The organism is Pseudoalteromonas sp. '520P1 No. 423' (genome assembly GCF_001269985.1).
Lineage (GTDB): Bacteria > Pseudomonadota > Gammaproteobacteria > Enterobacterales > Alteromonadaceae > Pseudoalteromonas.
In genome coordinates, this window is the sequence record NZ_BBZB01000001.1 from 2,715,888 (window position 1) to 2,742,187 (window position 26,300).

The 26,300-nt window shown below is 34.2% G+C and carries 27 protein-coding genes and 1 pseudogene; 10 read left to right on the forward strand and 18 right to left on the reverse strand.

Translation table 11 applies throughout. From position 1 onward, the window contains the following. Nucleotides 1-35 precede the first annotated feature (35 nt). The 3 genes from PSA_RS12335 to PSA_RS26855 form a co-directional block, all read right to left on the reverse strand. Nucleotides 36-2,075, reverse strand: a complete 2,040-nt coding sequence (locus tag PSA_RS12335) for a sodium:proton antiporter (protein WP_042144128.1) — start codon at nucleotides 2,073-2,075, stop codon at nucleotides 36-38. Between the two features lie 86 nt (nucleotides 2,076-2,161). Then, entirely contained in the window at nucleotides 2,162-2,605 is a 444-nt protein-coding gene (locus PSA_RS26330; protein WP_269432831.1) for an enoyl-CoA hydratase-related protein, read from the reverse strand. Between the two features lie 55 nt (nucleotides 2,606-2,660). After that, nucleotides 2,661-2,795, reverse strand: coding sequence for a hypothetical protein (locus PSA_RS26855; protein ID WP_269432794.1), 135 nt, complete (start codon nucleotides 2,793-2,795; stop codon nucleotides 2,661-2,663). A gap of 269 nt (nucleotides 2,796-3,064) precedes the next feature. Between PSA_RS26855 and PSA_RS12345 the strand changes: the two genes are divergently transcribed. The 3 genes from PSA_RS12345 to PSA_RS12355 all read left to right on the forward strand — a co-directional run bounded on the left by PSA_RS12345 (nucleotide 3,065) and on the right by PSA_RS12355 (nucleotide 7,768). Continuing rightward, nucleotides 3,065-4,831 carry an ABC transporter transmembrane domain-containing protein gene (locus PSA_RS12345; RefSeq protein WP_042144125.1) on the forward strand — a complete coding sequence of 589 codons (1,767 nt, stop codon included), beginning with the start codon at nucleotides 3,065-3,067 and terminating at the stop codon, nucleotides 4,829-4,831. Nucleotides 4,832-5,576: 745 nt separating this feature from the next. Continuing rightward, nucleotides 5,577-6,659, forward strand: coding sequence for a flavin reductase family protein (locus tag PSA_RS12350; protein ID WP_042144123.1), 1,083 nt, complete (start codon nucleotides 5,577-5,579; stop codon nucleotides 6,657-6,659). A gap of 2 nt (nucleotides 6,660-6,661) precedes the next feature. Next, nucleotides 6,662-7,768, forward strand: a complete 1,107-nt coding sequence (locus tag PSA_RS12355) for an acyl-CoA desaturase (protein WP_042144121.1) — start codon at nucleotides 6,662-6,664, stop codon at nucleotides 7,766-7,768. A 21-nt stretch (nucleotides 7,769-7,789) separates the two neighbouring features. On the opposite strand, the gene PSA_RS12360 is transcribed toward PSA_RS12355, so the two are convergent. Then, the gene (locus PSA_RS12360; protein ID WP_059364917.1) at nucleotides 7,790-8,185 is read right to left on the reverse strand and encodes a hypothetical protein; all 396 of its coding nucleotides are present in this window, start codon (nucleotides 8,183-8,185) and stop codon (nucleotides 7,790-7,792) included. 55 nt (nucleotides 8,186-8,240) lie between these two features. On the opposite strand from PSA_RS12360, the gene PSA_RS12365 reads away from it, so the two are divergent. Both PSA_RS12365 and PSA_RS12370 read left to right on the forward strand, forming a co-directional pair. Then, nucleotides 8,241-9,584: a carboxylesterase gene (locus tag PSA_RS12365; protein WP_042144116.1), complete on the forward strand. Its 1,344-nt coding sequence runs from the start codon at nucleotides 8,241-8,243 to the stop codon at nucleotides 9,582-9,584. Nucleotides 9,585-9,595: 11 nt separating this feature from the next. Beyond that, nucleotides 9,596-9,973, forward strand: coding sequence for an MmcQ/YjbR family DNA-binding protein (locus PSA_RS12370; protein WP_042144114.1), 378 nt, complete (start codon nucleotides 9,596-9,598; stop codon nucleotides 9,971-9,973). Nucleotides 9,974-10,207: 234 nt separating this feature from the next. Here the strand turns inward: PSA_RS12370 and PSA_RS12375 are convergent, their stop codons facing one another. The 3 genes from PSA_RS12375 to PSA_RS12385 all read right to left on the reverse strand — a co-directional run bounded on the left by PSA_RS12375 (nucleotide 10,208) and on the right by PSA_RS12385 (nucleotide 11,755). Then, on the reverse strand, nucleotides 10,208-10,918 hold the full coding sequence (locus PSA_RS12375; protein ID WP_371257858.1) for a TonB-dependent receptor domain-containing protein: 711 nt from the start codon (nucleotides 10,916-10,918) through the stop codon (nucleotides 10,208-10,210). 69 nt (nucleotides 10,919-10,987) lie between these two features. Then, nucleotides 10,988-11,443 (reverse strand): hypothetical protein, encoded by a 456-nt coding sequence (locus tag PSA_RS12380; protein WP_052379895.1) that lies wholly within the window; start codon nucleotides 11,441-11,443, stop codon nucleotides 10,988-10,990. Nucleotides 11,444-11,464: 21 nt separating this feature from the next. Next, the gene (locus PSA_RS12385; RefSeq protein WP_052379894.1) at nucleotides 11,465-11,755 is read right to left on the reverse strand and encodes a hypothetical protein; all 291 of its coding nucleotides are present in this window, start codon (nucleotides 11,753-11,755) and stop codon (nucleotides 11,465-11,467) included. A gap of 387 nt (nucleotides 11,756-12,142) precedes the next feature. On the opposite strand from PSA_RS12385, the gene PSA_RS12390 reads away from it, so the two are divergent. Next, on the forward strand, nucleotides 12,143-12,853 hold the full coding sequence (locus PSA_RS12390) for a FadR/GntR family transcriptional regulator (protein WP_042144440.1): 711 nt from the start codon (nucleotides 12,143-12,145) through the stop codon (nucleotides 12,851-12,853). Between the two features lie 2 nt (nucleotides 12,854-12,855). Beyond that, nucleotides 12,856-13,869 (forward strand): low-specificity L-threonine aldolase, encoded by a 1,014-nt coding sequence (gene ltaE, locus PSA_RS12395; RefSeq protein WP_042144111.1) that lies wholly within the window; start codon nucleotides 12,856-12,858, stop codon nucleotides 13,867-13,869. A 5-nt stretch (nucleotides 13,870-13,874) separates the two neighbouring features. Here the strand turns inward: ltaE and PSA_RS12400 are convergent, their stop codons facing one another. The 6 genes and pseudogenes from PSA_RS12400 to PSA_RS12425 all read right to left on the reverse strand — a co-directional run bounded on the left by PSA_RS12400 (nucleotide 13,875) and on the right by PSA_RS12425 (nucleotide 19,879). Beyond that, nucleotides 13,875-14,318, reverse strand: a complete 444-nt coding sequence (locus tag PSA_RS12400; RefSeq protein ID WP_042144108.1) for a YaiI/YqxD family protein — start codon at nucleotides 14,316-14,318, stop codon at nucleotides 13,875-13,877. Between the two features lie 334 nt (nucleotides 14,319-14,652). Continuing rightward, nucleotides 14,653-14,898 carry a hypothetical protein gene (locus PSA_RS12405; protein WP_042144106.1) on the reverse strand — a complete coding sequence of 82 codons (246 nt, stop codon included), beginning with the start codon at nucleotides 14,896-14,898 and terminating at the stop codon, nucleotides 14,653-14,655. Nucleotides 14,899-15,000: 102 nt separating this feature from the next. Continuing rightward, nucleotides 15,001-16,100, reverse strand: a pseudogene (gene zapE / locus PSA_RS12410) (cell division protein ZapE). A gap of 76 nt (nucleotides 16,101-16,176) precedes the next feature. Continuing rightward, a complete protein-coding gene (locus PSA_RS12415; RefSeq protein WP_042144105.1) occupies nucleotides 16,177-17,001 on the reverse strand; it encodes a LytTR family DNA-binding domain-containing protein in 825 nt (274 codons plus the stop codon). Next, a complete protein-coding gene (locus tag PSA_RS12420; protein ID WP_042144103.1) occupies nucleotides 16,994-18,082 on the reverse strand; it encodes a sensor histidine kinase in 1,089 nt (362 codons plus the stop codon). Before PSA_RS12420 ends, PSA_RS12415 begins: the two co-directional genes overlap by 8 nt. 240 nt (nucleotides 18,083-18,322) lie before the next feature. Beyond that, nucleotides 18,323-19,879: a SulP family inorganic anion transporter gene (locus PSA_RS12425; RefSeq protein WP_042144101.1), complete on the reverse strand. Its 1,557-nt coding sequence runs from the start codon at nucleotides 19,877-19,879 to the stop codon at nucleotides 18,323-18,325. Nucleotides 19,880-20,236: 357 nt separating this feature from the next. Here PSA_RS12425 and PSA_RS12430 point away from each other — a divergent pair, with 357 nt between their 5' ends. After that, nucleotides 20,237-20,530, forward strand: a complete 294-nt coding sequence (locus PSA_RS12430; RefSeq protein WP_042144100.1) for a hypothetical protein — start codon at nucleotides 20,237-20,239, stop codon at nucleotides 20,528-20,530. Nucleotides 20,531-20,874: 344 nt separating this feature from the next. After that, a complete protein-coding gene (locus tag PSA_RS12435) occupies nucleotides 20,875-21,441 on the forward strand; it encodes a peroxiredoxin family protein (RefSeq protein ID WP_231665250.1) in 567 nt (188 codons plus the stop codon). A gap of 48 nt (nucleotides 21,442-21,489) precedes the next feature. Here PSA_RS12435 and PSA_RS12440 read toward each other — a convergent pair whose 3' ends face one another. The 3 genes from PSA_RS12440 to PSA_RS12450 form a co-directional block, all read right to left on the reverse strand. Further along, a complete protein-coding gene (locus PSA_RS12440; protein WP_042144098.1) occupies nucleotides 21,490-21,948 on the reverse strand; it encodes an Lrp/AsnC family transcriptional regulator in 459 nt (152 codons plus the stop codon). 118 nt (nucleotides 21,949-22,066) lie between these two features. Then, the gene (locus PSA_RS12445) at nucleotides 22,067-23,872 is read right to left on the reverse strand and encodes a M14 family zinc carboxypeptidase (protein ID WP_042144096.1); all 1,806 of its coding nucleotides are present in this window, start codon (nucleotides 23,870-23,872) and stop codon (nucleotides 22,067-22,069) included. A gap of 3 nt (nucleotides 23,873-23,875) precedes the next feature. Continuing rightward, entirely contained in the window at nucleotides 23,876-24,601 is a 726-nt protein-coding gene (locus tag PSA_RS12450; RefSeq protein WP_042144094.1) for an ABC transporter substrate-binding protein, read from the reverse strand. A 126-nt stretch (nucleotides 24,602-24,727) separates the two neighbouring features. Here PSA_RS12450 and PSA_RS12455 point away from each other — a divergent pair, with 126 nt between their 5' ends. After that, nucleotides 24,728-25,555 carry an SDR family oxidoreductase gene (locus tag PSA_RS12455; protein WP_042144092.1) on the forward strand — a complete coding sequence of 276 codons (828 nt, stop codon included), beginning with the start codon at nucleotides 24,728-24,730 and terminating at the stop codon, nucleotides 25,553-25,555. Nucleotides 25,556-25,633: 78 nt separating this feature from the next. Here PSA_RS12455 and rplT read toward each other — a convergent pair whose 3' ends face one another. Both rplT and rpmI read right to left on the reverse strand, forming a co-directional pair. Next, entirely contained in the window at nucleotides 25,634-25,993 is a 360-nt protein-coding gene (gene rplT / locus PSA_RS12460) for a 50S ribosomal protein L20 (protein ID WP_042144090.1), read from the reverse strand. Nucleotides 25,994-26,008: 15 nt separating this feature from the next. Then, nucleotides 26,009-26,209: a 50S ribosomal protein L35 gene (gene rpmI / locus PSA_RS12465; protein WP_042144088.1), complete on the reverse strand. Its 201-nt coding sequence runs from the start codon at nucleotides 26,207-26,209 to the stop codon at nucleotides 26,009-26,011. Nucleotides 26,210-26,300: the final 91 nt, after the last annotated feature.

Genomic DNA, 26,300 nt, shown 5'->3' on the forward strand with positions numbered 1-26,300 from the left:
ATTAAATTCGGTTTTTTGGTTTATACAAATATAAATTAACTATTTAACTTTTTACACTCATGCATTTTAAATTCTACTTCCTCGATTAATTTTTCGGCATCTATTTCTGAAATCATGCCTTCATGAGATAATTCTTGTATCTTTTTACGTTCTGTATTGAGTAAAATCCGTAATGCTAAATAAGATTCAACCTGTTTCACTAAATGGGGAGATGTTTCTCTAAAGTTTTTTAAAGTTTCAATAGAGAAATCATTTACAGCTTTCATTTGCATCATGGCTTGCTCTAATTGTGCAACTTCCAGAGATAGACTAGGTGCTATTTTTAAAATATAACTACTCGCTTCAAATAATCCTCTCGCGCTTTCAAAAATAATTACGTGTTGTTTATAACTTGCAGATTTTGCATACGTACTCATTATGGGTAATGATTGACTTCTAATTATCCATTTAGGCATTTGCCACTTCCGTACAATATAAGGCCGAGGCCATATTTTAGGTTTACCATCAAGGGACTCCTCTATTGCTTGAACTAAAATCTGAGTAGCATCTGTACTTAATAAGCCTTTAGCAAATTGATTCCAATAAAATTGCCGCTCTGATTCAAGTAATTTTCGAAGATACTCCACTTGAGTATCTATTTCTTGTTCATCGACATATGGGACATTAATAGAATGTACTTTTGAATCAACTAAAGGCCAATTCACAGCTTTTAAGTTTGTGTCGCCTTGTAATTGCTCTCTTACTTTTATGATCTCATCTGAAACTTTAACTTGTACTTTTGCTAATGTTTTTTGTTTTGCAACGGGTAACTTATCTAATCCTAATTTAGCCATAACAAAACGCATAGATGAGCCATTAACAATAATCGTTAAAACCACAATACCAGCTGTTAAAAATAAGATTTGATCTCTGAGTTGTATGTCTAAAGACTCATTAGTTGCCACAATTAATGCAAGAGCTAGCGAAACAGCACCTCTTAAGCCCCCCCAAATAAGCACGATTGATTTTTCTTTAGTTAGGCCAATACCGATGCGCGCCAGAATTGGCATTAAGCCAACGATAACTACGGTTCTAATAATTAAGATCCCCATGAATATGATTGCTAAGTATTCCCAATTTGCTAAATCAGCTACACCGAGTCTTGTTGATATAACTAAACCAACTAAGATGAAAATTAATGTATTGAATAAAAACGATAAGGTATGCCAAAAATGATGCATATGTTCCATCACTTCAGGTGAAAAACGCGTACGTCCAGGTCCCGCATAAATTAATGCTAAAGTGACAACACTTACAACACCTGACGCATGAAATACGTGTTCTGATAAATAAAAAACAACATAAGGTAGCACTAAAGTTAATGCAATTTCTATTAAGCTATCATTAAATAAAGAGCCTATAAAAGCCAAACTAATACCAGCAACAACAGCACCTATGACCACTCCAATTATTACCACTCTAAAAAATTCAACTATGACGGCTAACGTATTAAATTCTGGCTTTATTTGCGTTGCAAGTGTGAGAAATAACGTAAATAAAACAATTGCAGTACCATCATTAAGCAAAGACTCTCCTTCTAATAATGTTTGTAACCTTGCCCTTGAGCACATCTCCTTTAAAAGTGCGACAACAGCAACTGGATCAGTAGCACTAACAATGGCACCAAACATTAAGGCTGTTGGAATAGTCCACTCCCAAGGCAATACCCACATACTTAATATTGCAGTGAATAAAGTACAAATAATTAAGCCTGGAATAGCCAATAATGCAATTTGCGATAACATACGTTTAAATAAATGTACTTCAAGAGAAAAAGCAGACTCAAAAACCAAAGCTGGCAAGAAAATAAACATGATCAGGTTGGCATCTAACTGACTTGCTAGCGAAAAAGATGCTTTTACTTCATTGAATATAGGAGTTGTTAATTCGAAATCAAGCATGCTACCAATAAGCATGCCTAATAATAACAAAGCAACCGAATAAGGTATGGCTGTATTTCGCAACAGTCGCCTTAATAAAATGCCTAATAATATCGAAATCACAAAAAACATTAATAAAAGTAAGATTGTATGCATAAATTCACCTAAACACGCTTGTTAAGTCTTTTAAAAGTAGTCGTTAATCACGATTTAATCGACTTATTTTTAATCATAAAAACATTTTATTTTGCTAACTTTTCCATTAGTACATTAACTGCATCTAAATGTTCTGGGTTGTTATGACACACACCTTGAAATACTGCACATATACCTAAAAAGTCACTAAACTCGATTCGCTGAGCCATTTTCATCAACATTTTTGTTAACCTTAAACAAGCTATCGGTTTGTTTGCGATTTCAGAGGCTAATTCCATTGCTTTAATCATTAAATCTAGCGGTTCTACTGTGTCTAATACAATGCCAATTTCCTTTGCTTCATTCGCATTTATCACACGCCCTGTAAATGTTAATTCTGCCGCTTTTTGATAACTAATAATACGTTGCATAAACCAAGCGCCACTGTCACTAGGTATCAATCCTAAGTTAGCAAAAGTTTCTCCAAATTTAGCTTTAGTGGATGCGAGTCTTATATCGCACATATTAGCTAAATCAAAACCCGCACCGATAGCTGGCCATTTATTGCTGCAATTACTGGTACTTCCAGTTTATTTATTGCCAATGTCATTTGTTGAATGCCTTCTCTGTATTTTTTTCTAGGGTTTGCACATACCCAGCAAAATCGCCTGAACGCTCTGCCATATCTTTTATATTACCTTCAGATGAAAACGCAGCCCCCTCACCTATAATTACTAACACAGCGACTTGATGATTTTTATTGATTCAGTGAACCGTTTTAACAATATCATTTACGATTTCAATGCCTGTTAAGGCTTTCTTAACATCATCCCGGTTAAAGCTTAATAGTGCGATATTGTTATTTAGTGAAATATTACAGTCGATCAGTTTTGGTAAATTTCCCATATTCTATTTACATTTAGATACATATAATCCGACATAGTAATTATCACTTGAATTTATATTTTTCACATCCATTTATATATAAAGCTCAATAATTGAATTTAATAATGACACACAAAAAAAATGATAAAGCTTTTACAAGCTTATTGCCGATCTTTGCATTTGTAAAACCATATAAAATAATGGTTGCAAGTGCACTGATTGCCTTACTGCTTACTGCGGCAGTTAATTTATCCTTAGGACAAGGTGTAAAGTTTGTTATAGATAATGGTTTTATTGCCGGCTCTCAAGAACAACTCAGCTCCGCAATATTGATTTTAATTGCAATGATCAGCTTATTAGCCGTAGGCACCTTTTGCCGATTCTTTTTAATTTCATTGCTGGGTGAACGTGTTAGCGGAGATATTAGAAAAGCGGTATTTAATAAAATTGTGAGTTTACACCCCAGCTATTTTGAAGAAAATCGCAGCGGCGAAATCATGTCTCGCCTTACAACTGATACTGCGCTATTACAATCGATTGTTGGTTCATCTTTTTCAATGGCATTACGTAGTTTTTTAATGCTGATTGGTGGCATTATTATGTTGCTGTTCACAAATTTAAAACTCACTTTAATTGTATTAGCCTGTGTACCATTAATTTTGATCCCTATGATGATTTTTGGCAAAAAAGTAAGAAAACTCGCAGCTAGTAGCCAAGATGCGATAGCTGATATAGGCACCTATGCGGGTGAAATAATTCAAAATATCAAAGTTGTTCAAAGCTATAACCATGAAGAAAAAGAAAAAAATGCATTTGGTTCAGAAGTTGAAAAAGCCTTTAATGTTGCAAAGCAACGCGTAAAACAGCGCTCATTTTTGATAGCCGTAGTGATTTTCCTTACATTTTCTGCCATTAGCTTTATGTTATGGATTGGCGGTATGGATGTATTATCAGGCAAAATGTCTGGGGGAGAATTAGGTGCATTTGTATTTTATGCAATAATGGTCGCTATGTCGGTAGCTACTATTGCTGAAGTATATGGTGAGTTACAGCGTGCGGCAGGCTCTGCAACGCGTTTATTAGAGTTATTAAAAGTCAAAAGCGATATCTCAATAGTCGAAGCGCCATTAACCGTGAGTAAAACTGTTCATACCGATATAGAATTTGAAAATGTTAACTTTAGTTACCCATCACGTCCTGATGCGCCCGCACTTAAAAATATTAATTTGATGATCCCTAATGGTAAAACCGTTGCACTTGTTGGGCCATCAGGTGCAGGTAAAACAACCATGTTTGAATTATTACAAAGGTTTTATGACCCGCAATCAGGTGAAATTAAACTTAAAAATTCAAATATTACCCAAATTTCATTAACAGAGCTTAGGCATACAATGGGCATGGTGCCACAACACCCTATTTTATTTAGCACTGATGTTTGGCATAACATACGATATGGTAAACCGGATGCGACAGATGATGAGGTGATCAATGCAGCAAAACAAGCTCACGCACATGAATTCATCGAAAACTTAGCACAAGGATATGACAGCTTTTTAGGTGAACAAGGTGTCCGTTTATCTGGTGGCCAAAAACAAAGAATTGCCCTAGCAAGAGCGATATTAAAAGACCCTGAGGTGCTATTATTAGATGAAGCCACCAGCGCCCTAGATGCACAAAGCGAACACCATGTTCAAGCTGCACTTGATCAGTTAATGGAAAATAAAACCACAGTCATAATAGCGCACAGATTAGCAACCGTATTACATGCAGATTTAATTGTTGTTATGGATAAAGGTGAAATTGTAGGTACAGGTACTCATAATTCTCTTTTACAGTCCTCGCCTCTTTATAATCGCTTATGCGAACTTCAATTTGATAAAGCAGCCAGTTAAATAACATTCAACCCTAACTCCTACAATGAGTTAGGGTTCGGTACTTATAAGTGCGCGTGCATCATTAATTCAAATTTAAATTCACCAATCACAGCTTTATTTATATATCTACACATCTAATATCTAAATTAATCCTATAATTAAGTTGCAAAATATAAAAATTAAAATGGAGGATCTATCATGCTCTTTATAATGTACTGGGAACTCAATGAAACATATCGGTAAAGGAGAGATTAAAAGCAGCTGATATGCTTATTTCTAGTTGGCATTTCCTACCAAGGTAATATAGATATTATACGGTTTGATATTACTTCTGATAATTAGGGAGTGATACTAGTAGATGCTGATTAAGCACAAGATGAATCAAATTTAAATAATATGTAGCGCATTGTATGCCCAGGAATTTTTAAAGTGACAAAAGCCTCCCTTGCTCGGCCTGTTGAAGAATCCATGAAAGCTACCAATCAACTTAATAACAATAATTAATTCAAACTAGTCTCATTTTTACAAGAACTACTTTAGTAGCTCATTTTATTTTCTATAATCCATTTTCATAACAAATTTCTATAATCACCTTAAAGTTACGTCCTTTTTAAAAACACTTGTTCGCTTAAAATAATTTACAATAAAAGATATAACCCTAATAAACAGTAACTTAAAAAGTTGATTTCAATTTTTCGCTATTTATTGATATTTTCAGAGAACACGTGTAAGCTAATTTTAATTTCATAACTCAAAGATCTCAATGTCTCGCTCGATTTTAAAAACACTCTCTAAAACACTCTTCAATACAGAAAGTTTTTCTGCTTTTATTGCCCCATTTAATAAAGCGCTACCTCACACTAGTTCTGATGACTTTCACGCAGCTAAAGTGACTCATATTTCTGATAATAATGATGAAATATTCACTTTATCTTTAAAAGTTGATTCAAAGTTTTATTTTTATCCTGGTCAATACGTCGAATTATTAGTAGAAATTAATGGCCGTTTTATTAAACGTTGCTTTAGTATTTCATCATCAATCGAGCAGTTTAAAAAGCACAATACAATTGACTTAACCATTAAAAAGCAAGTATCGGGCAAAGTGACGCCTTGGCTAAGACAAAACCTTGCATTAAATACGCCAGTCGCAATCTCTCAAGCAAAAGGCGAATTTATTTTAAAGAGTAAAGCTAAAGACATGTTGTTTATTGCATCTGGTAGCGGTATTACACCTTTTAAAAGCTTACTTATGAGCCATTTAGCATCAGGAGAGCTTAAACAAGTCAATTTGATGTATTTTGAGCGTGGTGAAAAACATATATTTGTAAAAGAGTTTGAGCAATTAGCACAAAATTATCCGAATTTTAAACTCGTTAAAGTAAACACAGCCAAGCAAGGTCGTCTATCTGTCGCTCTGTTAAATAAATTCTGTGATGATTTTACAAATAGAAATATATATTTATGTGGATCTGCAAACATGATCACAGTCAATACGCAATTATTACTTAATAGCTCAGTCGCTAGAACACAAATATTCAGTGAGCAATTCACGAGTATTCAGGTCGCTGATTTAAATCTTAAACAAGATCGCATAATTAATTATCTAAAAAGTAATAAAACTGTATCTCAAGTTAAAGAAGAGCAAAATAACTTATTATCTGTGTCGCAAAGCAACGATATAAAAGCAAATTATGGTTGCGGCATTGGGATCTGTCATGAGTGTAAATGTAAAAAACACTCTGGTATTGTTTTTAATACCAAAACGCAAACATATTCAGATAATGGCGAAGAAGACATTCAACTGTGCATCAGTATTCCTGTCACACATGTATCGTTAGGACTGTAACAATGAACAAAATAAATGAAGAGCAGATGGCCAGCTTAGCATTAGAATTAAATACGGTACGCGATAAACAACTATCTGAAGTAGGACAAACAGATGCTAATTACATTCGAAATTTAATTAAAGTGCAAAGAAGTGCTGAGATTATAGGTCGTATATTGATTGTACTTGGTTTTATTACCCCTATTCTTTGGGTTTTTGGTGTTATATCTCTCTCATTATCAAAAATTTTAGATAATATGGAGATTGGTCATAATGTTTTACATGGTCAATATGATTGGATGAACGACCCCTATATTAACTCTCAAAAATTTGAATGGGATATTGCCTGTGATGCCGCGTCATGGCGCAGAGTACATAACTATGAACACCATACATATACAAATATTATTAGCAAAGATCGTGATTTTGGTTATGGTTTATTACGTTTAAGCAATGATTACCCTTGGCGCTTAAAGAATCTTTGGCAATCAGTTATTTACTTTATTTTAAGTGTATTATTTCAATGGGGTGTTTCTTTTCATGAGTTGGCAGGTGAGCGTGTATTTTTTGGTAAAAAGAAAGATAACAGAGAAAGCAAAACATCTGATGAACAACTAAAAAAAGCTTTTTTTAGTAAAGGCGGTCGACAAATAGTAAAAGACTATATTCTATTCCCCGCTTTAGCCGGCCCATTTTTTCTTTGGGTATTTGCTGGAAATTTAGCCGCAAACATTATTCGTAATTTATGGACTTCAACGATCATATTCTGCGGTCACTTCACCTCAGGCTCTTTTACCTTTACTGAAAAAGAATGCGAAAATGAAAGCAAGGGTCATTGGTATTATCGTCAGATGTTAGGTTCAGCGAATATCACAGGTGGTAAAGTTTTTCATATATTGACTGGGCATTTAAGTTTTCAGGTTGAGCATCATTTATTCCCAGATGTACCCGCTCATAGGTATGTAGCGATGTCTAAAGAGGTTAAAGAAATCGCAGAAAAATATGGTATCCCTTACAATACGGGTGGATTTGCTAAACAATATTTTTCAGTCTTAAAACGTGTTTTTTATTTTTCATTCCCTGTAAGGGGCAACAAAACACTTTATCCTAAGTACAATGAGTTAGAATAATAATATTTTAATTATTTATTTTTAACTCAAAGGCTTCTTTTGCCTGAAGAAGCCTTTAAAACCAACATTTTTTTCAAATTTAATCACAGCGACATATGCAATATGCTCTTTGAAATTATCAGGGTAAGGCAGCATTACCTCTTGTGCATGCGTTATACCAGCATGATTTTGCCAAGCTACTATAAGTTCGCCCGCTTGATAATGCTTAATTGGAAACCCCGTACCACAATAACTTTTAGGCTCAACTAATGTGCATGCTACAATGCCTCCGGTAGCTTTAACTTTCAAAGACACCTTATAAATTTCAAAGTCAGTATCATTATAAAATGCTAACCGTGCGACTTCTAATTTATTATTAGTGGTTGTTTGGCAGCCTGATACGAATAGTAATATAAAAAATAGCATTGATTTCATCATTTTTACTTCGCTTTTATGTTATAAATACTGAAATCACAAAATATTATTACATAAAATGAAATTTAAAATATCAATTATATTTAGCTTTTATTTCCTATTATTCACTTTTTCTAATTCTAATCACGCAAATGAAAGCTGTGTTAATATTATTGCTAATGTTTCCAACAATCAAAATTTAATAGATAAAGGCACTTTTAGAGCGCACTTTACGCGTAATAAAAACACAGATTTAAATTTTGATTATGATGCTCAGACACCTTTTGCTGATTACCTTACATTTGCCAAAAAACATATAATACAATCAAATCCTAGAGCGCTTATTAAATGTGATAAATATAAAACTTCAATGTTTAATAATTTATCCGCGCCACTTGAGCCTAATGTTGTCAATCTAATTGCACCCTATGAGTTATCGCATAAAGGTAATGATAAAGTGATTGTACTGATACACGGTTTAACCGATACGCCTTATCATTTTCATGACTTATCTGAAAAATTTTATGACATGGGATTTGATGTGAGAACACTATTGTTACCAGGCCATGCTACAACAGCACATGAGTTATCTAAAATCAGCTATAAAGATTGGCAGCTTGCAACACGATACATTATTGAAAATAGTAAAAATAAATACAGTGAAGTTTTATTAGGGGGTTTTTCTACTGGTGGCGCACTTATTTTTGATTATCTAAAAAACAATAAAAAGAATGACAAAATAAAAGCGGCATTGTTTTGGTCATTAGGCAGTGAAGCAAAATCTTCAATCGCGAAATACACGCCTTATCTTATTTATGTGCCATTTTTAACTTGGGTTGATAAAGCCGCTGATACTGATTTCGCTAAATATGAGTCATTTCCAATGAATGCAGCAGCGCAGTTTTATAACTTAAGTGAACATGTAACTGAATTATTAGATGAACCATTAAATTCGGCTTTTGACATCCCATTTTATGCAGTCAGTAGCGATGTAGATAACACAATAAACAGTGAAACCTCTTATAAGTTATTTGCCAAATGGCAGCAACAAAGTAACGCAAAAAAATCTGTTATAACAAGATATGATACAAATTCGACAACAAATTCGAAAGGGACTGTTTGCGCTAGTGCAATAAATTGCAAAAGGGTGCTCGATATTTCACATACAGGGATCATGAACTCTTACAATAACCCTTTATATGGGCTAAGTTCTGTATATCGTAATTGTGTTCATTACTTAGGTGAGCCAAAATTATACGCATCATGTTTAAAAACAGATACTTTTGGAGAAAATCATAAAAAGAATCTACATGATTTTGCGACAATTAATAAAACTATGGCTAGACTTACATTTAATCCACATTTTGATCAAATGTTCAGTGACATCAAACAATTTTTACAAAATAATGCGCTGCTTAATTAGGGATATCGACTATGACTATGGAAATTATAAAAAACTACTTACTATCTAAACCGGAAGCTAAAATTGATACACCTTTTGGCGAAGATGTGACTGTTTTTAAAGTACGCAACAAAATGTTTGCAACCCTATCAATTGGTAAAGCAGGCAGTGGTGAAAATCAAGACTGGTGGGTTAATTTAAAATGTGACCCTGATGAAGCCCTTGCCCTTCGTGATATATTTGATGCTGTGATCCCAGGCTATCATATGAATAAAAGGTTATGGAACACAGTAATTCTTAATGGCTCAATCCCACAAGGTGAAATTGAGCGTATGATGGATAATTCTTATATGCTCGTTGTTAATAATATGCCTACAAAGGATAGAGAAGCAATAGCACTTCAACTTTAAACAACATGGTTTCAATTAAAGAAAGAGAAGCGATAGCACTTCAACTTTAAACAATATGGTTTCAATTAAAGATAGAGAAGCTATAACCTTCAACATATGTTATTTCACGTTTAAGTATTTTAGCTAACAGATATATTTTAGCCTGATGGTTTAGGGCTTAACATTTGAAATGGCGGGTAATAATCTATAAATACTTTTTTCATTTATTGGAAAAGTAATATTATAAAAACGATTTTAGTTATCATAGCCATCCCCTAAATTTTGATTAGAGTATTGTGCAGTTTTAACTGTTAACTCATTTGTGATATTTATACCTTTAAAAAATACAGTTAAATTTTCATTCACATCATAACTACCGCTTATATCCACTTGCGCATAATCATTTACGTAATGACCATCAGGCCATGAGCGTGGTTTAGATTGTATAAATCTATCTCGTTTGTTATGTGCGATACGAAATTGATAAGCATCTTTTTCATAGAATAAAATTAAGTTAGATGCATCGCCTAAACCAACTAATGGAAGAGGTTGTGATAGGTCATCTGCAGTGGATTCCCTATCAACAAAAGTTTTATTTACGGTTACACCTAAGCCATCAAGTGGTTCAGGTAAGTTTGTAAACTTATGCTGAACTGCTATTTCATAACCTTCAATATTAGCTTGTTCTGAATTAACAGGGCGAGAAATACGATAATCATAAGTACCACTTGGTACTGTTACTTTTTCATCCACTTCTTCAGTTGCTAAATAGCCATCAACATCTTTTTTAAACATGGCTGCAGCAGCATAATTGCCCTCTTCATAATACCATTCTAGCGCTAAATCTAAATTTTTAGACTCAAATGGGCCAAGGTTAGGATTAGAACCCCAGTCAGTTAGATTATCTACTCGACCACCACCATAACCAGATTCTGGTGACATTTCATCCAGCTCTGGGCGTGTGATACTTGTTCAGTACACAAAACGTGCCACAATATCATCTGTTAACTCTAGCTTTGCATTCAAGCTTGGTAATCAATTATCATAAGTATTTTTTACAGTTAATTCGGTGTAATCATCGCCTTCAATTGCTATAACAACACCTGCTTCTGTTTCTGAAGGTTCTAAATCTAACAATGGGATCGCAAAACCGATCGATTTACTTGTCGTTTGAACATATCTTAAGCCAGTTGTAACTGACCATGGCATTTGAGCTATTTCGCCATCAAGGTAAATATCAGCATATATCGCTTTAAGTTGTTCATTTACTTCATAAGTCCAAGGCACCTGGTGCATAGTATGACCATCGTTATCAGCCAATAGTTTATGCACTTGTTCAGGGTCATCCATCATATCAATAACTTCATCAGAAGTGATGTAATCAAAAAAGTCCTCAGAATCAAAACTTAACCAGTTTTGTTCAGGATTGCCACTGGCACCAGATAAAAATCCATTGGCATCAAAATTATTAAATAGACTTTCTGGTAACATAATCGCATTACTATTATCGCCCTATAACCAAGGTAGCGGACGTGTTGTTCTTTGATATCTGCTAGATAATGTTCTATCTGAAATCATTGCACCAAAGCCAACTTTTTCTAATACACCTTGATCTAATAACCAAATACCATCAATTTTATATTCAAATACTTCGTCTTCAACAATCGTACCAGAACGATCGCCCCAACCTGCTTTTAAACCTGATGTTGAATTATAACGATCAAATGATAAAACCGGTAATTGTGATCCAGAACTACGATCATATGTATAATCACTTGGTCGTGACGCAATCGTATCCGTCATACCCGCTTTAGGATCCGAATCTGTTTGAGAGTAACTGATATCAAAGTTTAAATTTAAATCATCATTGAAATCCTAATCCATATTCAAGCCAAACGCTTTTAAAGTATTTGAAGTCTCAGACTGGCGTTCCATAAAGTCGCTATTACTGCCTTTGCCCATAGAAAGTTTAACCACAGTACCATTTTCATCTAATGTAATTGAGGATGTTTTGGTTGGTTTTCTATATACTTGTTACTTTTATGGTTAAATATGGTTTGATGGAAAATGATATATTCAAGGTATTAAGACCCTTCTGTAAAAATATACTTTTTACTCTCCGTTAGTGAGTATTTTTTATGGTAAACTCTATCATCATTTATTTATTTGTACCGAGATAATCATAATAAAATGCAGCAGCCTCATCGCAATTTAACGCAACAATTAGTACAAGAATTAGGTAAATCAATTCTTCAAGGTAAATATAGCGTGGGAGGTAGTTTTCCATCTGAAGCTGAACTGAGTGTAGAATTTGATATAAGCAGAACTGCAACACGTGAAGCGGTTAAGATGCTTACAGCTAAAGGTTTGATTAGCTCTAGACCCAGAAAAGGTATTACTGTACTGGATATAAAACAGTGGAATCTATTTGATGCTGATATTTTACAGTGGATTTTACTTGGTAAACCTGATTTATATATGCTGAGACATTTTCAGCAATTACGTTTGGCAATCGAGCCAGAAGCCGCATTTTTAGCTGCTGAACATGCAACTTCTGACGATATCATACTGATTGAAAACGCTTTAAAAAGAATGAAACAAGCACATGAAGGTTATGATGATACCCATGAAGCAGATATTGATTTTCATAAAAGTGTATTAGTTGCCAGTAATAATCCATTTTTTAGTCAGCTAACACATTTCATCGAAATTGCACTTAAAATCAATATTCGTTTTACACAACGTTTAAGAGCGGTCACTGAAGATGAGTATCAAACCCATGCTGATATTCTAAACCATATTAAAAATAAAGATGCACAAGCCGCTTTTGACTGTGCGATGAAAACACAAAAAGAAACCATCAGACTCATTAATGAAAAAATTGCACTATTAAAGGATTAATCATGATAGATTTTCGCTCTGACACTGTTACTCGCCCTTGTACTTCCATGAAGCAAGCTATGTTTGATGCCCAATTGGGTGATGATGTTTATAGCGATGATCCGACTGTTAATGCGTTAGAGCGATGGACAGCTACAACCCATGAATTTGAATCGGCTATTTTTTGTAGTTCAGGCACACAAGCAAATTTACTCGCTTTAATGTCACATTGTGAGCGAGGTGATGAATACTTATGTGGTCAACAAGCCCATAATTATAAATTTGAAGGCGGTGGTGCTGCAGTTTTAGGTTCAATTCAACCACAACCCGTTGAAAATGAAAACGATGGTACATTATGCTTTAAAAAACTTGAAAGTTATATTAAACCGTTAGATCCCCATTTTGCCAGAACTAAGCTTCTGAGCTTAGAAAATACCATTAATGGTAAAGTACTTCCGCTTAGTTATCTTGCACAAGCACGTGAGTTTACCACTAAACATCAACTGCAATTACATCTAGATGGTGCGAGAGTTTACAACGCTAAGATCGCGCTTGATGTGAATATTACTGAAATATCGAAACATTTTGATTCAATGACAATTTGTTTATCTAAAGGTTTAGGTGCGCCAATTGGTTCATTATTACTAGGTTCAAAAGAACTCATATCAAAAGCCAGAAGATGGAGAAAAGTGCTCGGTGGTGGCATGCGCCAAGCCGGTATTTTAGCTGCTGCGGCTAAAGTCGCTTTGATACAAAATGTCGAAAAGTTAAAACAAGATCATGCTAATGCGTTGTATTTAGCTCATTCTTTAGCAGATATTGAAGGGATAAATGTTAATACAAAACATGTGCAAACCAATATGGTTTTTTTTAAACTAGATAAACCAGAAGCTATCAACAATATTGTACAAACACTTAAAGAAAAGAATATTTTAATTACTACAGGTAATCCAGTGCGCCTTGTGACGCACTTAGATATCACTAAACAAGATATAGATATTTTTATTAAAGAATTAAAAACATTGTTAGAAAATTAATTAAATTAAGCCTTTGCCAATATTCTATCTAAATTATTGGCAAAGTTTTGTCTGTCTGTTTGACTAAGTGGTGCTTGACCACCAGTTTGTATACCACTTGAACGCATAGTATCCATAAAATCACGAATGTTTAATCGCTGTTTAATATTCTCGGTGGTATAAAGCTCGCCTCTTGGATTAAGTGCAATACCCTCTTTTTCGATAACTTCAGCTGCTAATGGAATATCACCTGTGATCACGAGATCATTGGCTTGCATTCTTTTAACGATTTCATCATCAGCAACATCAAAACCAGAAGAAACTTGAATTTGATTAATAAAACGAGATGGGGGTGTTTTAATATATTGATTTGCAACTAAAGTGACTTGTATTTGTTTCCTATCTGCGGCTCTAAATAATATATCTTTAATAACCACAGGGCATGCATCTGCATCAACCCAAATTTTCATGTGTTTACTCTACTTTTTATTTGAATATTTCTTTGTTATCTCGAAGAACTTTACCCAGAGAATCTTCTTCAATTTATGCTTTTAAGTACAATTTAAAATAGATTCCAGATAAATACACTACGGGAATAACGATTATTTAGGTTTACCTTGACCCGGAACTGGGATTATATCACTAAAAATATGCTTTACCATGCAGAGTACTGTAGCGAAGATAAATCGTTTATAAATAAGGAGATTAATATCGTTAGGTGGGTTTTAATATGCCCCACCTATTCGAAAGTATAAATTGCAGCTACGAAGTGACCTTAAAAAATCTGCGGAGCAGATTTTTTGTTTAAAAGTCACATTTTAAAATTTTCATGGGTTTATCAGCAGCTAAAACACAGCCTCTGGCTTCATCTGATGCCGCTTTACATTGTTTAAGCATTTTACTGCTACTTGGTGCTTGCTCACCGAGCACTTTTTTAGCATGACTAACTACTTTTTTACACTCACTCACAGGTACGGGGTCAGCCTTACTGCAAGCAGTTAATGTTGCAATTGCGATAATTAAAACTGAAAGTTTATTTATTGATACCATGAATCAATTCCTCTGTTAACTTAATATCCTGAACACTTTTATTTAGCGTTCTGATTTTGATAATGTTTTTCAGTATAGTAGAGAATTAATTTTTTACAGTTTTCACTTCTGTTCTAAATATTCAACAGATTGCATTTCAGTTAATCGACTAAAAGTACGCTTAAACTCAAAATCAAGTGCCCCACCCCCATATAAATCATCAAGAGGTACTTCAGCGGCAATGTAAAGGTTAGAGTTTTGGTCGTAAAGCTCATCTACAAGGCTTATAAAGCGCCTAGCTGCGTCATCTTGTGTTGCATAACTTAATCTGTTACAGTGGCCATAGCACCATCTTCGGTGCCTCTGGCTTTGATCCAACTTCTACATTGGCCTCCAAGTAAAGGCACTTTACTTAAAAATATATTTTTATATTTAGATGCCAGTTCTATATAGTCTAATTGCGAACGGGGTCCATTACATAACGCATCAAAAGTAAACCAAGCTGTATTGCCTGAATGTGACTCGGCTTTAATATCACGCCCTAATATCTTTATTATATTCTCTAATTCTTCATTTTTGTCTATGATCTGATAATACATATTTTTAAAGTCATCATGATTTAAAAAATATGTTTGTGAAAATTCCAAATGCCTTAGTCTATGATCTTGTTTACCATTTAAATGAAGCTCTGACGTATATTTATTTAATAAGGCGATTGTTGGTAAAAACTGCTCACGCTGCAGGCCATTTTCATAGAGTTTATTAATAGGAATATTTGAAGTAGCAACTAAAGTGACGCCTTGATCAAATAGCGCTTCGAACAAACGACCCAAAATCATTGCATCGCCAATATCCGATACAAAAAACTCATCAAAGCATATAACGCGACATTCTTTTGCAATATCACGCGCAATGCGTTTTAACGGGTTTTTATAGCCGGATTGTTGGAATAAGGCTTTATGAATTTTGGCCATAAAATGATGAAAATGCAGACGTAACTTTTTTTCATTTTCTAAACTATTAAAAAACATATCCATTAAAAATGTTTTACCTCGACCAACATCACCCCAAATATAAATACCTTGTGACTGTTGTATGTGAGAATTATTTAATTCTTGATATAACAAGTCTAATTTTGTAACAGCAAGACTCTGTTGTTCATCTATTATATAGTTTGGCTGTTTTAATTGTTCTTGATATTTTTGCTGGGGAGACAAACGCATAGTATTTTTTAATAGACAATAAAAAAGGGTGATATTATCACCCTTATTAATAAAGCTAAAACTTTATTGTCTTTAACTAGCTCGCTAAAGCCGCTTTTACTTTATCTCGATAGCTTCGACTTACCTTTAGTTCTTGACCATTATCTAAAACTATCTGGTACTCTCCGCTGACTTGGGTCACTAGCTTGCTAATTTGCTTAGTATTAACGATTGCGCTTCTGTGCACACGTACGAATAGCTTAGGATCTAGCTCAGCTTCAAGTTCTTTCATCGTTTTACGTAAGATATGTGTTTTACCATCATTGGTATGTAAACACATATAATCACCTGCGGCATCAACCCATTGTATGGTGCCAGTGGGTACTCGTACTATTTCACCTTGCTCTTTTACAGCAATTGATTCTGGGAAGCGCTTTTCTTCAATTTTTGCTCCAGTTGCTAGTTTTTCTAAGATCTCTTCATAATTATTACCAGTTAACCCAGCAACAAAATTTGCTAATTTATTTTTATGAACATTATCTTGCTGAGTTTTAAAAAAACTTTGCACCTTATCTACCGCCTGTTTTAGTCTGTTATCATCCACGGGTTTTAGTAGGTAATCTAAAGCATGGTTTTCAAATGCATTTACTGCATACTGATCAAATGCCGTCACAAAAACAATTGCTGGCATATTTGTTGAAAATTCAACTAACGCTTTAACTACCTCAAAGCCATTTTTCCCGGGCATTTGAATATCTAAAAAAATCAAATCTACTTGCTGTGATTGGCAAGCTTCAATTGCTTCGTTGCCATTTTTACATAACTGTATGATGTCGATTTCGCTAAAATCTTTTAGTCTTACTGCCAAACCTTTACGTGCAAGTGGCTCATCATCAACAATTATTGTTTTGATACTATTCATTTGGCATTGCCTTTTTAGAAATTCTTTCATACGGAATACGGATATTAACTTTTAAACCTGAAGGTTCATTATTAGATAATACAAACGAATAGTTGTTCTCGTAAAGAGTCTTTAGTCGATCTTTTGTATTTGCTATCCCTACTCCTGATATTTTAGTCAATTGTCCGTCTTCTATTTCTGCACCTGGACCATTATCTACAACTTCTAACAATAGTTCATTTGCAAAAATTTGGGCTTTAATTTCTATCGTGCCACCGCTTATGGTGTTTGCAATGGCGTATTTAATTGAGTTCTCAATAATGGGTTGCAAAATCATACTTGGCACTAATGCTTCTTTTGCTGTATCACTTATTTCAACATTAACGGTAAGCCGATCTTCAAATCTGACTTCTTCTATTTCTAAATAGAGTTTCAGTGCATACAGCTCTTTTTCTAGCGGTACTTTTTTAATCGGATCGGTATTTAAAGTGTATCTTAAAAAGCCACTTAATTTTGATACCATTTGATTGGCATTTTTGTTTTCTTCAATCAAAATTAAAGTCGAAATGGCATTTAATGTATTAAATAAAAAATGAGGATTTAGTTGGTAACGCAGCATCTTTAATTGTGCTTCATGCGCCATATTTAATGCTTTAAGTGATTTTTGTCTTTCACTTTGCAATAGTTGATAGTACTTAATACCAAAATATAAACCACTCCAACATAGAATGATGTATACAGAGTCTAAACCTTGTTGAAAATAATAAAACCATTCATCAGGCCTAAAGCCATGTCTATATATTTCCCACAGATTGAATTTTTGCAGAACCGACCATAGCGTTCCTGTAATATATGAAGAGGTGAATACGACTGTTATCAATACCCAAGGGCCGGCATTCCATACTTTTCGATATAAATATCTAAGAGGAATCGTCATCAGACAGCCCGCATAAGCATTTAGTATGATGACAAAGATATAAATATCCCGCATCTCAAATACTTTTGAGCCTATGTAATTTAATAGGGCATATCCTATCCAACCAGATACTTGTAAAACCCAAAAAAATCGTTGTCGGTTATCTACTAATTGCTGCCAGTTCAAAATCTTAATTTTATTATTCCATTTGTCATTATTATAAATTCTGCAATAAAAAAAACACTGTCAGCTATCCTAATTTTATTACGATTAATCGCATTCCCCAAGCCACTTCTTGGTGGAAAAGTAAGACGAACTCAAGATATGCTTTAAATTCAAGATAAAAAAAAGTATGAAGTTTTAAACTTCATACCTTTATTATTAGGCAACATAGTGGCTTTCAAAAATATATGTGAAGCAAAGATTTTAGCCTAAACGGTTATCTGCCACTTTATATTTAGGATCTTCAATTACATTCACTTCAACTAAGTCTGCCGCTTTTGTTAAAAGCTCTTTACAATCTTCACTTAAGTGGCGTAAATGCAAAGTTTTACCTGTTGCAGCATAGCGTTCAACTAAAGTATCAATTGCTTCAATCGCGCTGTGATCTGTTACGCGGCTATATTTGAATTCAATGATGATATCTTTTGGATCATTTTTAACATCAAAAAGCTCTAAAAAGTTATTAACTGAACCAAAAAAGATAGGACCATGTAATTCATAAACTTTAGAACCATTCTCATCTATATATGAATTTGTGTAAATGTGCTTAGCGTGTTCCCAAGCAAATACTAATGCAGATACAATCACACCCACACATACTGCAATGGCTAAATCAGTTGCAACAGTCACTGCTGACACTAGAATAATTACGAAAGCATCTGACTTTGGTACTTTCTTGATGATACGGAGACTTGACCATTCAAATGTGCCTAATACAACCATAAACATTACACCCACTAACGCAGCTAATGGGATCATTTCAATTAGGCTAGAACCTACAAGAATAAACGCAAGTAAGATTATTGCAGCACTAATACCCGATAAACGGCTACGTCCACCTGAATTAATGTTTATCATAGATTGTCCAATCATGGCACAACCACCCATCGCACCAAACATACCACATGTTACATTTGCAGCGCCTTGGCCAATACATTCTCTGTTGCCATTACCACGTGTTTGTGTAATTTCATCAATTAAAGTAAGCGTTAATAATGATTCAATTAAACCAATTGCAGCTAAAATTAATGCATAAGGCAAAATGATATATAAAGTTTCAAGTGTGAATGGTACTACTGGAATATGGAATGTTGGTAAACCACCAGCGATTGTCGCATTCATATCACCAGTCATGTCTTTTAAGAAATCAAGTACAGTACGAGATTCAAGGTCTAAACCAAACACTAAACCTGTTACCACTACAATGGCAACAAGTGTTGATGGAATTGCTGTCGTTAACTTTGGTAAGAAATGGATAATTGCCATCGTTAATGCAATTAAGCCTAACATTAAGTATAAAGCTTCACCTTGCATCCACTGTAATGTGCCTGCTTCATCCATGACTTTAAACTGACCTAACTGCGCTAAAAAGATGACAATCGCAAGACCATTTACAAAGCCGAGCATAACTGGATGCGGCACCATGCGAATAAACTTACCGAGTTTAAATATACCAGCCAGAATTTGTAATAAACCCATGAGCAATACGGTCGCAAATAGATATTCAACACCATGTACAGCAACTAAGCTCACCATCACTACTGCAAGTGCGCCTGTTGCACCTGAAATCATACCTGGGCGGCCACCAACAATAGCAGCAATTAAACCTACGATAAACGCAGCGTATAGACCTACAAGAGGTTCAACACCTGCAACAAAGGCAAAGGCAACAGCCTCTGGAACCAATGCAAGTGCAACAGTTAGACCCGATAAAATATCGTTTTTAGCTGATTTTGGAGCTTTTGACAGCAAATTAAACATTTAAGTCCCCAAAGACATTAATAATATATTACAAAAAAGGGCGCGAATTTTAGCAAGTTAACGTGCTTTTCACAATTGATTTATTATTTAGTACATAGAATTAGTCAACTATGCTGCTTTATTTTAGTCTGATTTATATATTAAGGTAGTTGTTAACTTAGACCCACATAATATTTTAATTAAACATTATTACTAATTGATGTTTCCTGAAAAAGCACAGATAAGTTTTTTTAAATATAATTATCGAAACCTCAAAGGTTTAAGTATTAATTAAGATTAAATGACCAATTTAAAGATCTAAACAAGGCTTAAAACCGTATTGTAATTTGAAGTTATTTTTTTATAAGAGCGAATATCATGAAAAAATTAGCACTTTCAATATATGATTATTACAAATATATATTTAACTCAAATAAAAACCCACTTAGACATATTCCAGATCCTGTGAGTCGTTTTTACATAATGACAATTTTAGCATCTTTATGGAGTTTTTCATTTGCGTTATACATCGGCAGCATCATATATTTCGGCATAAGTGTTGCCGCACATATTATTTTACTCTTGATGTTTTTTTTCACAATGGCTGTATTCCACGATGCTGAAAAAAATCACTCTTCGTGGTTATTGAAATTACGTAGAAATAAACACTAAATTTAAATATAAAAACATCTATAAATACCACTCTTGGATTCAACTATTAATTGCACTTAGTTGTTGAATTCAAGAGTTACAATAGTAACTGCATCTTTTGCTATTTGTATCTACTTCACAAACTAGCTAGTAGGCTTAAAATTAATTGCACAACGATTCACCCCGAATAACAAAATCAAATCAAGCTTTTCAAAATTATACAAATCATATTAAGGGAAAATCACGAAGTCAGTGCCTATTCCTATATTTTTTAACCACACTGAAATTTATTGCACCCTAGCAAGGTCTTTTCCCACTGAATGAGCAACTTGCTCAATAAACAATGAATACAGGGATCATCTTATATGACACTATTACAAACAATGGCATCAAAGCTCATTTTGCTTAGCTTAGTTGTTTTTACGCATTTGAGCTTTGCTGAATCAATTGATATAGGGCCAGACATTGGTTTAAAAGCACCATTACTAGTCGCTTTAGATAAAAAAGGGCAACACGTTTCAACTAAATCTTTAACTGGTGAAAACGGGCTTATAATCTTATTTTTTCGTTCAGCAGATTGGTGTCCATTTTGTCAAAAACATTTAATAGAATTTAATGAGCAAGCTAAAAACCTTAAAAGTCTAGGCTATGGATTAGCCGCAATTTCTTACGATAATGCACGAGTGCTTAATACTTTCTCAAAAGAGCATAAGATTAGTTATCCTCTATTATCAGATATTGATGCTAAAACCATGAAGAATTACGATATTTTAAATAAGCAATATCAGGCCGGAAGCTCACATTACGGTATTCCATATCCTGGTGTTGTTGTAATCGATAGTCAGGGAAAAGTAACACATAAACATTTTTTTGAAGGTTATAAAAAGCGGGTTAAATTTACTAAATTATATAACAGTTTAAAGACGTTATAATGTTATAAAAACAACAAGCGCTGATAGCGCTTGTTTTATAAACTGTATTTACAATGGTAATGAAGTAGTACGTTTCACACATGTCATAGTGACATTCGAATGTACTTCTTGCACATAGTCTAAGCATAATAAATTATCACGAACAAAATGCTCATAGCCTTCTATACCTTTTGAAATTATTCTCAGCATGAAATCCATAGTGCCTGCCATAGAGTAACATTCAGTTACTTGCTCGTAGCTCATGATCAAGCGTTCGAACTCTGCGAGTTTATCGCTGCTATGATCTGACAAACGCACATGGGCATACACTAACATATCAAAACCAAGCATTTTAGGGTCTAGCAAAGCGACTTTGCCGTTAATAAAACCTTCTTGCTCTAACCTTGAAATACGGCGCCAACAAGGTGATTGTGATAGACCTACTTTGTCGGCAATTTCAGCTGTAGATAAGCTTGCATCTTGTTGTAACAAAGAAAGGATTTGGCGATCCACTTGATTTAATGACATGATTTTTTCTTATTTTCACTTTTAATAGGTGAAATTATACATAAGTTTTCTCTTTATACCAGTATCTGAAACAGATTAACCTCAGTATAAAGAGAAATATTTGTTAAATTTATTTCCGTTAATTACTTTGTATTAAAACAGGATATTTTAAATAACCTTTATCGTAAAAAGGCGTTTGTTGATAAAGCCAATTAAGTCGTGCTTTTTCACTTTTATTAAAGTCGCTATCTGTTGCTAATTTATGCTTAAACGCTTTAGCTATCTCAGGGTTAGCTTCCAGCATATCATTAGCAAAAGGTACTAAAGCATAATTTTCAACATATTCAGTGCGTTGAAATATAGTATTAAAATCTCCCCACTGAAAAAATGAGTCAGGTGCTTCAGGTTGTAATAAGTGTACAGCCAATTTACCTAAGGCTTGTGCTGTTTCAACTTTATACCAATTATCTAAATGAGTTTGCGGCAATTTTTTATATTCAAAACTGGCAGATACACGCATTCTGCCTTCAAATGGCAATTTATCAAATTCAAACTCTGTTACGCTTGCTTGTTTTAAACCTTCAAGTTTAGCGTTAACTTGTGTTACTTCAATACCCTGAAGTTTCAGTTTAGTCACTATATTTTTGTACTGTGATGGAATGTAATATGCCTTTGGTACTTTTACTTTAGCTTTTACTTCCTTTTGCCAATAAATCGGTAAATTATCGTATTGAATTTTTTCGCCGATATATCTCACTTCTTTATGATCACTTAATTCACTGTGGAATGTTTCATATTTAATACCTTTAAATGACATTAAATCGGCTTGTTTGCTATAACCTCTTTGTACAACAAGTTGTTCAGGTAAATGTGTTTGTTCATATTTTACTGCACTTGCGAGCTCAGTATCATATTTTGATAAGGCATCAATAATGCCATCAATAAATATATATGTGCCTAAAACACGTTGTTTGTATGGCTTTAAAGAGTGATTTTCAACAAGAATAGTCGGTAAGTTTCTTAAGTCGCCCCAACCGTTTGAATATCTTGGTGTTGCAACCCAACCCGCTAAACCTTGTTTAAAATCGCGTTTGTTCATTACAAACACTAACGGGCCTGGAATATGACCTGATTTAGCAAGTTTGTTATCTAATAATGGTTTGAATTTTTCTTCTAACACTTTTGAAATAAGCGGTGATTCGCTAGCGGAAGTTGGCATATAGCCATACGTGATGTCGTATTGATAATCAGCACCGTCAGTGACGTGTATATCGACATATAAATTTGGATTGTATTTATTAACAACTTCAGCAATCGCTTTGACACCTGGGGTATCTAGTTTAGTGTAATCTCGGTTTAAATTAAGGTTTTTGCTATTTGTTCTAAAGCCCATTTCAACTGGGCCTCTTTGGTTTATACGGTTAAACCGACTACTACGCTCATGACCATCAACATTCAATATTGGGATAAATAGGATATTAACGCGCTTTAATATATCATGTCTTTTACCTTCACTGATATCTCTAAGCAGCATAAAACTTGCGTCTTTACCGTCTATTTCACCTGAATGAATACCTGCCTGTAATAGTACCGTTGGTTTATCATTATCAAGATCACCATTTTCACTTGCTATCAACATTTTTATGTCGCGGTTTTGAGAGCTCAAACCAATTGTTGTAATTGAAAACTGTTTTTTGTTACTTAATGCCAGCTTATCTAGATAAACCATCGTTTGTTGATAGTTAGGTGACACTTTACCTAAAGATTTTTCAAAATCTGTTAAAAGATCACCGCTTGTTGTCATCAGACTTTCGCTTTGGCCTTGCCATTTTATAAGAGGCGGTAAATGTGCATCAGTTGAAACAGCACTGATAGCCGAAAATGACGAAACGAGTGCACAGGTAGAAAATACAACTGAAGGTGTTTTTAATAAAGACGAAAACATAAACTACTCTATAATTAATGTATTACTGGCTTTTAATTCTCTCAACGCAAAATTGAATTTTTGCATTAAATAGCCACAAGATACATATTGTTGACTACAAACCAAATAGATTGGTTGATTCGATAAATAATTAACATAACTTAATTTTGTATTATCAACTTCATCAGAAAACCAGTCTTCAAGCAAACTTTTCGCGACCAGTGGCTCAATTAATAAGAGATCTGTTTCTCCCGCTAATAGTTTCTTTATCCCTTCATAATCAGAAATACTCGAAACTAATTTTAATTGCGATTTGTAATCATCAAAATAGTCGCCGTAGCTGTACCCTTTTGTTATACCAATTGAATAGCGACGAAGTTGATCTATACGCTCTAGTTTAAGTTTTGTATTTTTACGATACAACAAACTGGTATTGAGTGAGGTAATGGGAACGGAGAATATCCAGTTCTTTGTCCGTTGCTCTGTTTTATACCACATAAATGAAAAACTATTACCTTGCGTGATAGCAAGCTCAGTCTCTGGCCAACTCATAAATTGATACTTTACTTTATACCCTTGCATCTTAAATATTTCAGTGACTATTTTAGCTAATTTTCCTTTGTTATTTTTGCGCCCATCTATATAAGGCGGATAATTATCAACACTTAAAGTAATCTTATCTTTAGCATGCACTTTCATTGAAATAGACAAAGATGAAAGTAAAAAAATATATAATAAATTTTTAAACATATAAACAACCTCATGCTCTGAATAAACTCACTATACCCAAATTAAGAATGAATACGAATTTGTTTCTTATTTTGAGTATACTCGTTCATGTTTAAAGATGTATTTTGATTTTAATATAAGGCTCATATGAAAAAATCTATTTTAATTACAGGCTGCTCTTCGGGTATTGGTTTATATTGTGCTCAAAAACTCCATGAGCAGGGCTATAATGTAATTGCTAGCTGCAGAAAACAAAGTGATGTTGATAAGTTAAAAAGCCTAGGTTTAACCTGTATCCAATTAGATTTGGCCAATAGTGAGAGTATCAATCAAGGTTTCAAACATGCTTTAAGCCTGCTTAACGGTAAACTAGACATATTATTTAACAACGGTGCATATGGACAACCTGGTGCTGTTGAGGACTTATCAACTGATGCACTAAGGCACCAGTTTGAAACAAACTTATTTGGCTGGCACGAATTGACATTATTAGCGCTTAAACATATGAGGCAATCAAACTCTGGTCGCATTATTCAAAACTCATCCGTGTTAGGTTTAATCGCTCTGCCCTATCGCGGCGCTTATAATGCCAGTAAATTCGCATTAGAAGGCTTAACCGATACATTAAGAATGGAGCTGAAAGAGACTAATATACAAATTAGTTTAATAGAGCCTGGCCCAATAAAATCTCAATTTCGAGTCAATGCGTTAAAAGCATTCAATGAACATATAGACGTAGCCAATAGCTATCACAAAGACAATTATTTATTACAGCAACAAAGATTAGAAAAACAGACTAAGAGCAGTGCTTTTACCTTAGAGCCAGAAGCGGTTTATAAATGTTTATATCATGCAATTGAGCATAAAAAGGCGAAACCCAGATATTATGTGACATTCCCAACATATTTATTTGGTTATTTAAAACGATTCATTTCAACCAATATGCTAGATAAATTATTATATAAGAGTAAATAAGGTGCTAGGGGCTTATCAGATTCTAAAAAACAAAAAGGGAGCCTAGGCTCCCTTTTAACAGCTTTTAATCAAAAAAGATTAAGCAGCTAAACCTTCTTTTGCTTTATTTACTAAAGCAGTGAAAGCAACTTGGTCATAAACAGCGATATCTGCAAGGATCTTACGATCGATTTCTACAGAAGTTTTCTTAAGACCGTTGATGAAACGGCTGTAAGAAAGACCATTTTGACGTGCAGCAGCATTGATACGTGCAATCCAAAGACGACGGAAAGTACGTTTCTTAGCGCGACGATCGCGGTAAGCGTATTGACCCGCTTTAGTTACTGCCTGAAAAGCTACGCGGTAAACACGTGAACGTGCTCCGTAATAACCTTTAGCTTGTTTTAATACTTTCTTGTGACGTTGACGTGCGATAACACCGCGTTTAACTCTTGCCATTTTAAAAAACCTCTATTAAGCGAATGGTAACATACGTGAAACAAGACCATGGTCATTTTTATGAACCATTGTCTTAGGACGTAAGTGAGCCTTACGCTTAGAAGATTTCTTAGTCAAAATATGACGAAGATGCGATTGTTTACGTTTAAAACCGCCAGAAGCAGTCTTTTTAAAACGCTTAGCAGCGCCACTGTGGCTTTTAAGCTTATAGCCCATTGCAATAACTCCAAATGTATTGCGTTATATAAAGTAAGCAGGCGGATAATGCGAAGATCATCACTTGTATGGCCAAACTTACTACGAATTC

Coding starts and splice junctions, on each gene's coding strand:
- PSA_RS12335 (WP_042144128.1), bottom strand. CDS start 2,075: ATGCATACAATCTTACTTTTATTAATGTTTTTTGTGATTTCGATATTA.
- PSA_RS12345 (WP_042144125.1), top strand. CDS start 3,065: ATGACACACAAAAAAAATGATAAAGCTTTTACAAGCTTATTGCCGATC.
- PSA_RS12350 (WP_042144123.1), top strand. CDS start 5,577: ATGTCTCGCTCGATTTTAAAAACACTCTCTAAAACACTCTTCAATACA.
- PSA_RS12355 (WP_042144121.1), top strand. CDS start 6,662: ATGAACAAAATAAATGAAGAGCAGATGGCCAGCTTAGCATTAGAATTA.
- PSA_RS12360 (WP_059364917.1), bottom strand. CDS start 8,185: ATGATGAAATCAATGCTATTTTTTATATTACTATTCGTATCAGGCTGC.
- PSA_RS12365 (WP_042144116.1), top strand. CDS start 8,241: ATGAAATTTAAAATATCAATTATATTTAGCTTTTATTTCCTATTATTC.
- PSA_RS12370 (WP_042144114.1), top strand. CDS start 9,596: ATGACTATGGAAATTATAAAAAACTACTTACTATCTAAACCGGAAGCT.
- PSA_RS12380 (WP_052379895.1), bottom strand. CDS start 11,443: ATGTTACCAGAAAGTCTATTTAATAATTTTGATGCCAATGGATTTTTA.
- PSA_RS12385 (WP_052379894.1), bottom strand. CDS start 11,755: ATGACGGATACGATTGCGTCACGACCAAGTGATTATACATATGATCGT.
- PSA_RS12390 (WP_042144440.1), top strand. CDS start 12,143: ATGCAGCAGCCTCATCGCAATTTAACGCAACAATTAGTACAAGAATTA.
- ltaE (WP_042144111.1), top strand. CDS start 12,856: ATGATAGATTTTCGCTCTGACACTGTTACTCGCCCTTGTACTTCCATG.
- PSA_RS12400 (WP_042144108.1), bottom strand. CDS start 14,318: ATGAAAATTTGGGTTGATGCAGATGCATGCCCTGTGGTTATTAAAGAT.
- PSA_RS12405 (WP_042144106.1), bottom strand. CDS start 14,898: ATGGTATCAATAAATAAACTTTCAGTTTTAATTATCGCAATTGCAACA.
- PSA_RS12415 (WP_042144105.1), bottom strand. CDS start 17,001: ATGAATAGTATCAAAACAATAATTGTTGATGATGAGCCACTTGCACGT.
- PSA_RS12425 (WP_042144101.1), bottom strand. CDS start 19,879: ATGTTTAATTTGCTGTCAAAAGCTCCAAAATCAGCTAAAAACGATATT.
- PSA_RS12430 (WP_042144100.1), top strand. CDS start 20,237: ATGAAAAAATTAGCACTTTCAATATATGATTATTACAAATATATATTT.
- PSA_RS12435 (WP_231665250.1), top strand. CDS start 20,875: ATGACACTATTACAAACAATGGCATCAAAGCTCATTTTGCTTAGCTTA.
- PSA_RS12440 (WP_042144098.1), bottom strand. CDS start 21,948: ATGTCATTAAATCAAGTGGATCGCCAAATCCTTTCTTTGTTACAACAA.
- PSA_RS12445 (WP_042144096.1), bottom strand. CDS start 23,872: ATGTTTTCGTCTTTATTAAAAACACCTTCAGTTGTATTTTCTACCTGT.
- PSA_RS12450 (WP_042144094.1), bottom strand. CDS start 24,601: ATGTTTAAAAATTTATTATATATTTTTTTACTTTCATCTTTGTCTATT.
- PSA_RS12455 (WP_042144092.1), top strand. CDS start 24,728: ATGAAAAAATCTATTTTAATTACAGGCTGCTCTTCGGGTATTGGTTTA.
- rplT (WP_042144090.1), bottom strand. CDS start 25,993: ATGGCAAGAGTTAAACGCGGTGTTATCGCACGTCAACGTCACAAGAAA.
- rpmI (WP_042144088.1), bottom strand. CDS start 26,209: ATGGGCTATAAGCTTAAAAGCCACAGTGGCGCTGCTAAGCGTTTTAAA.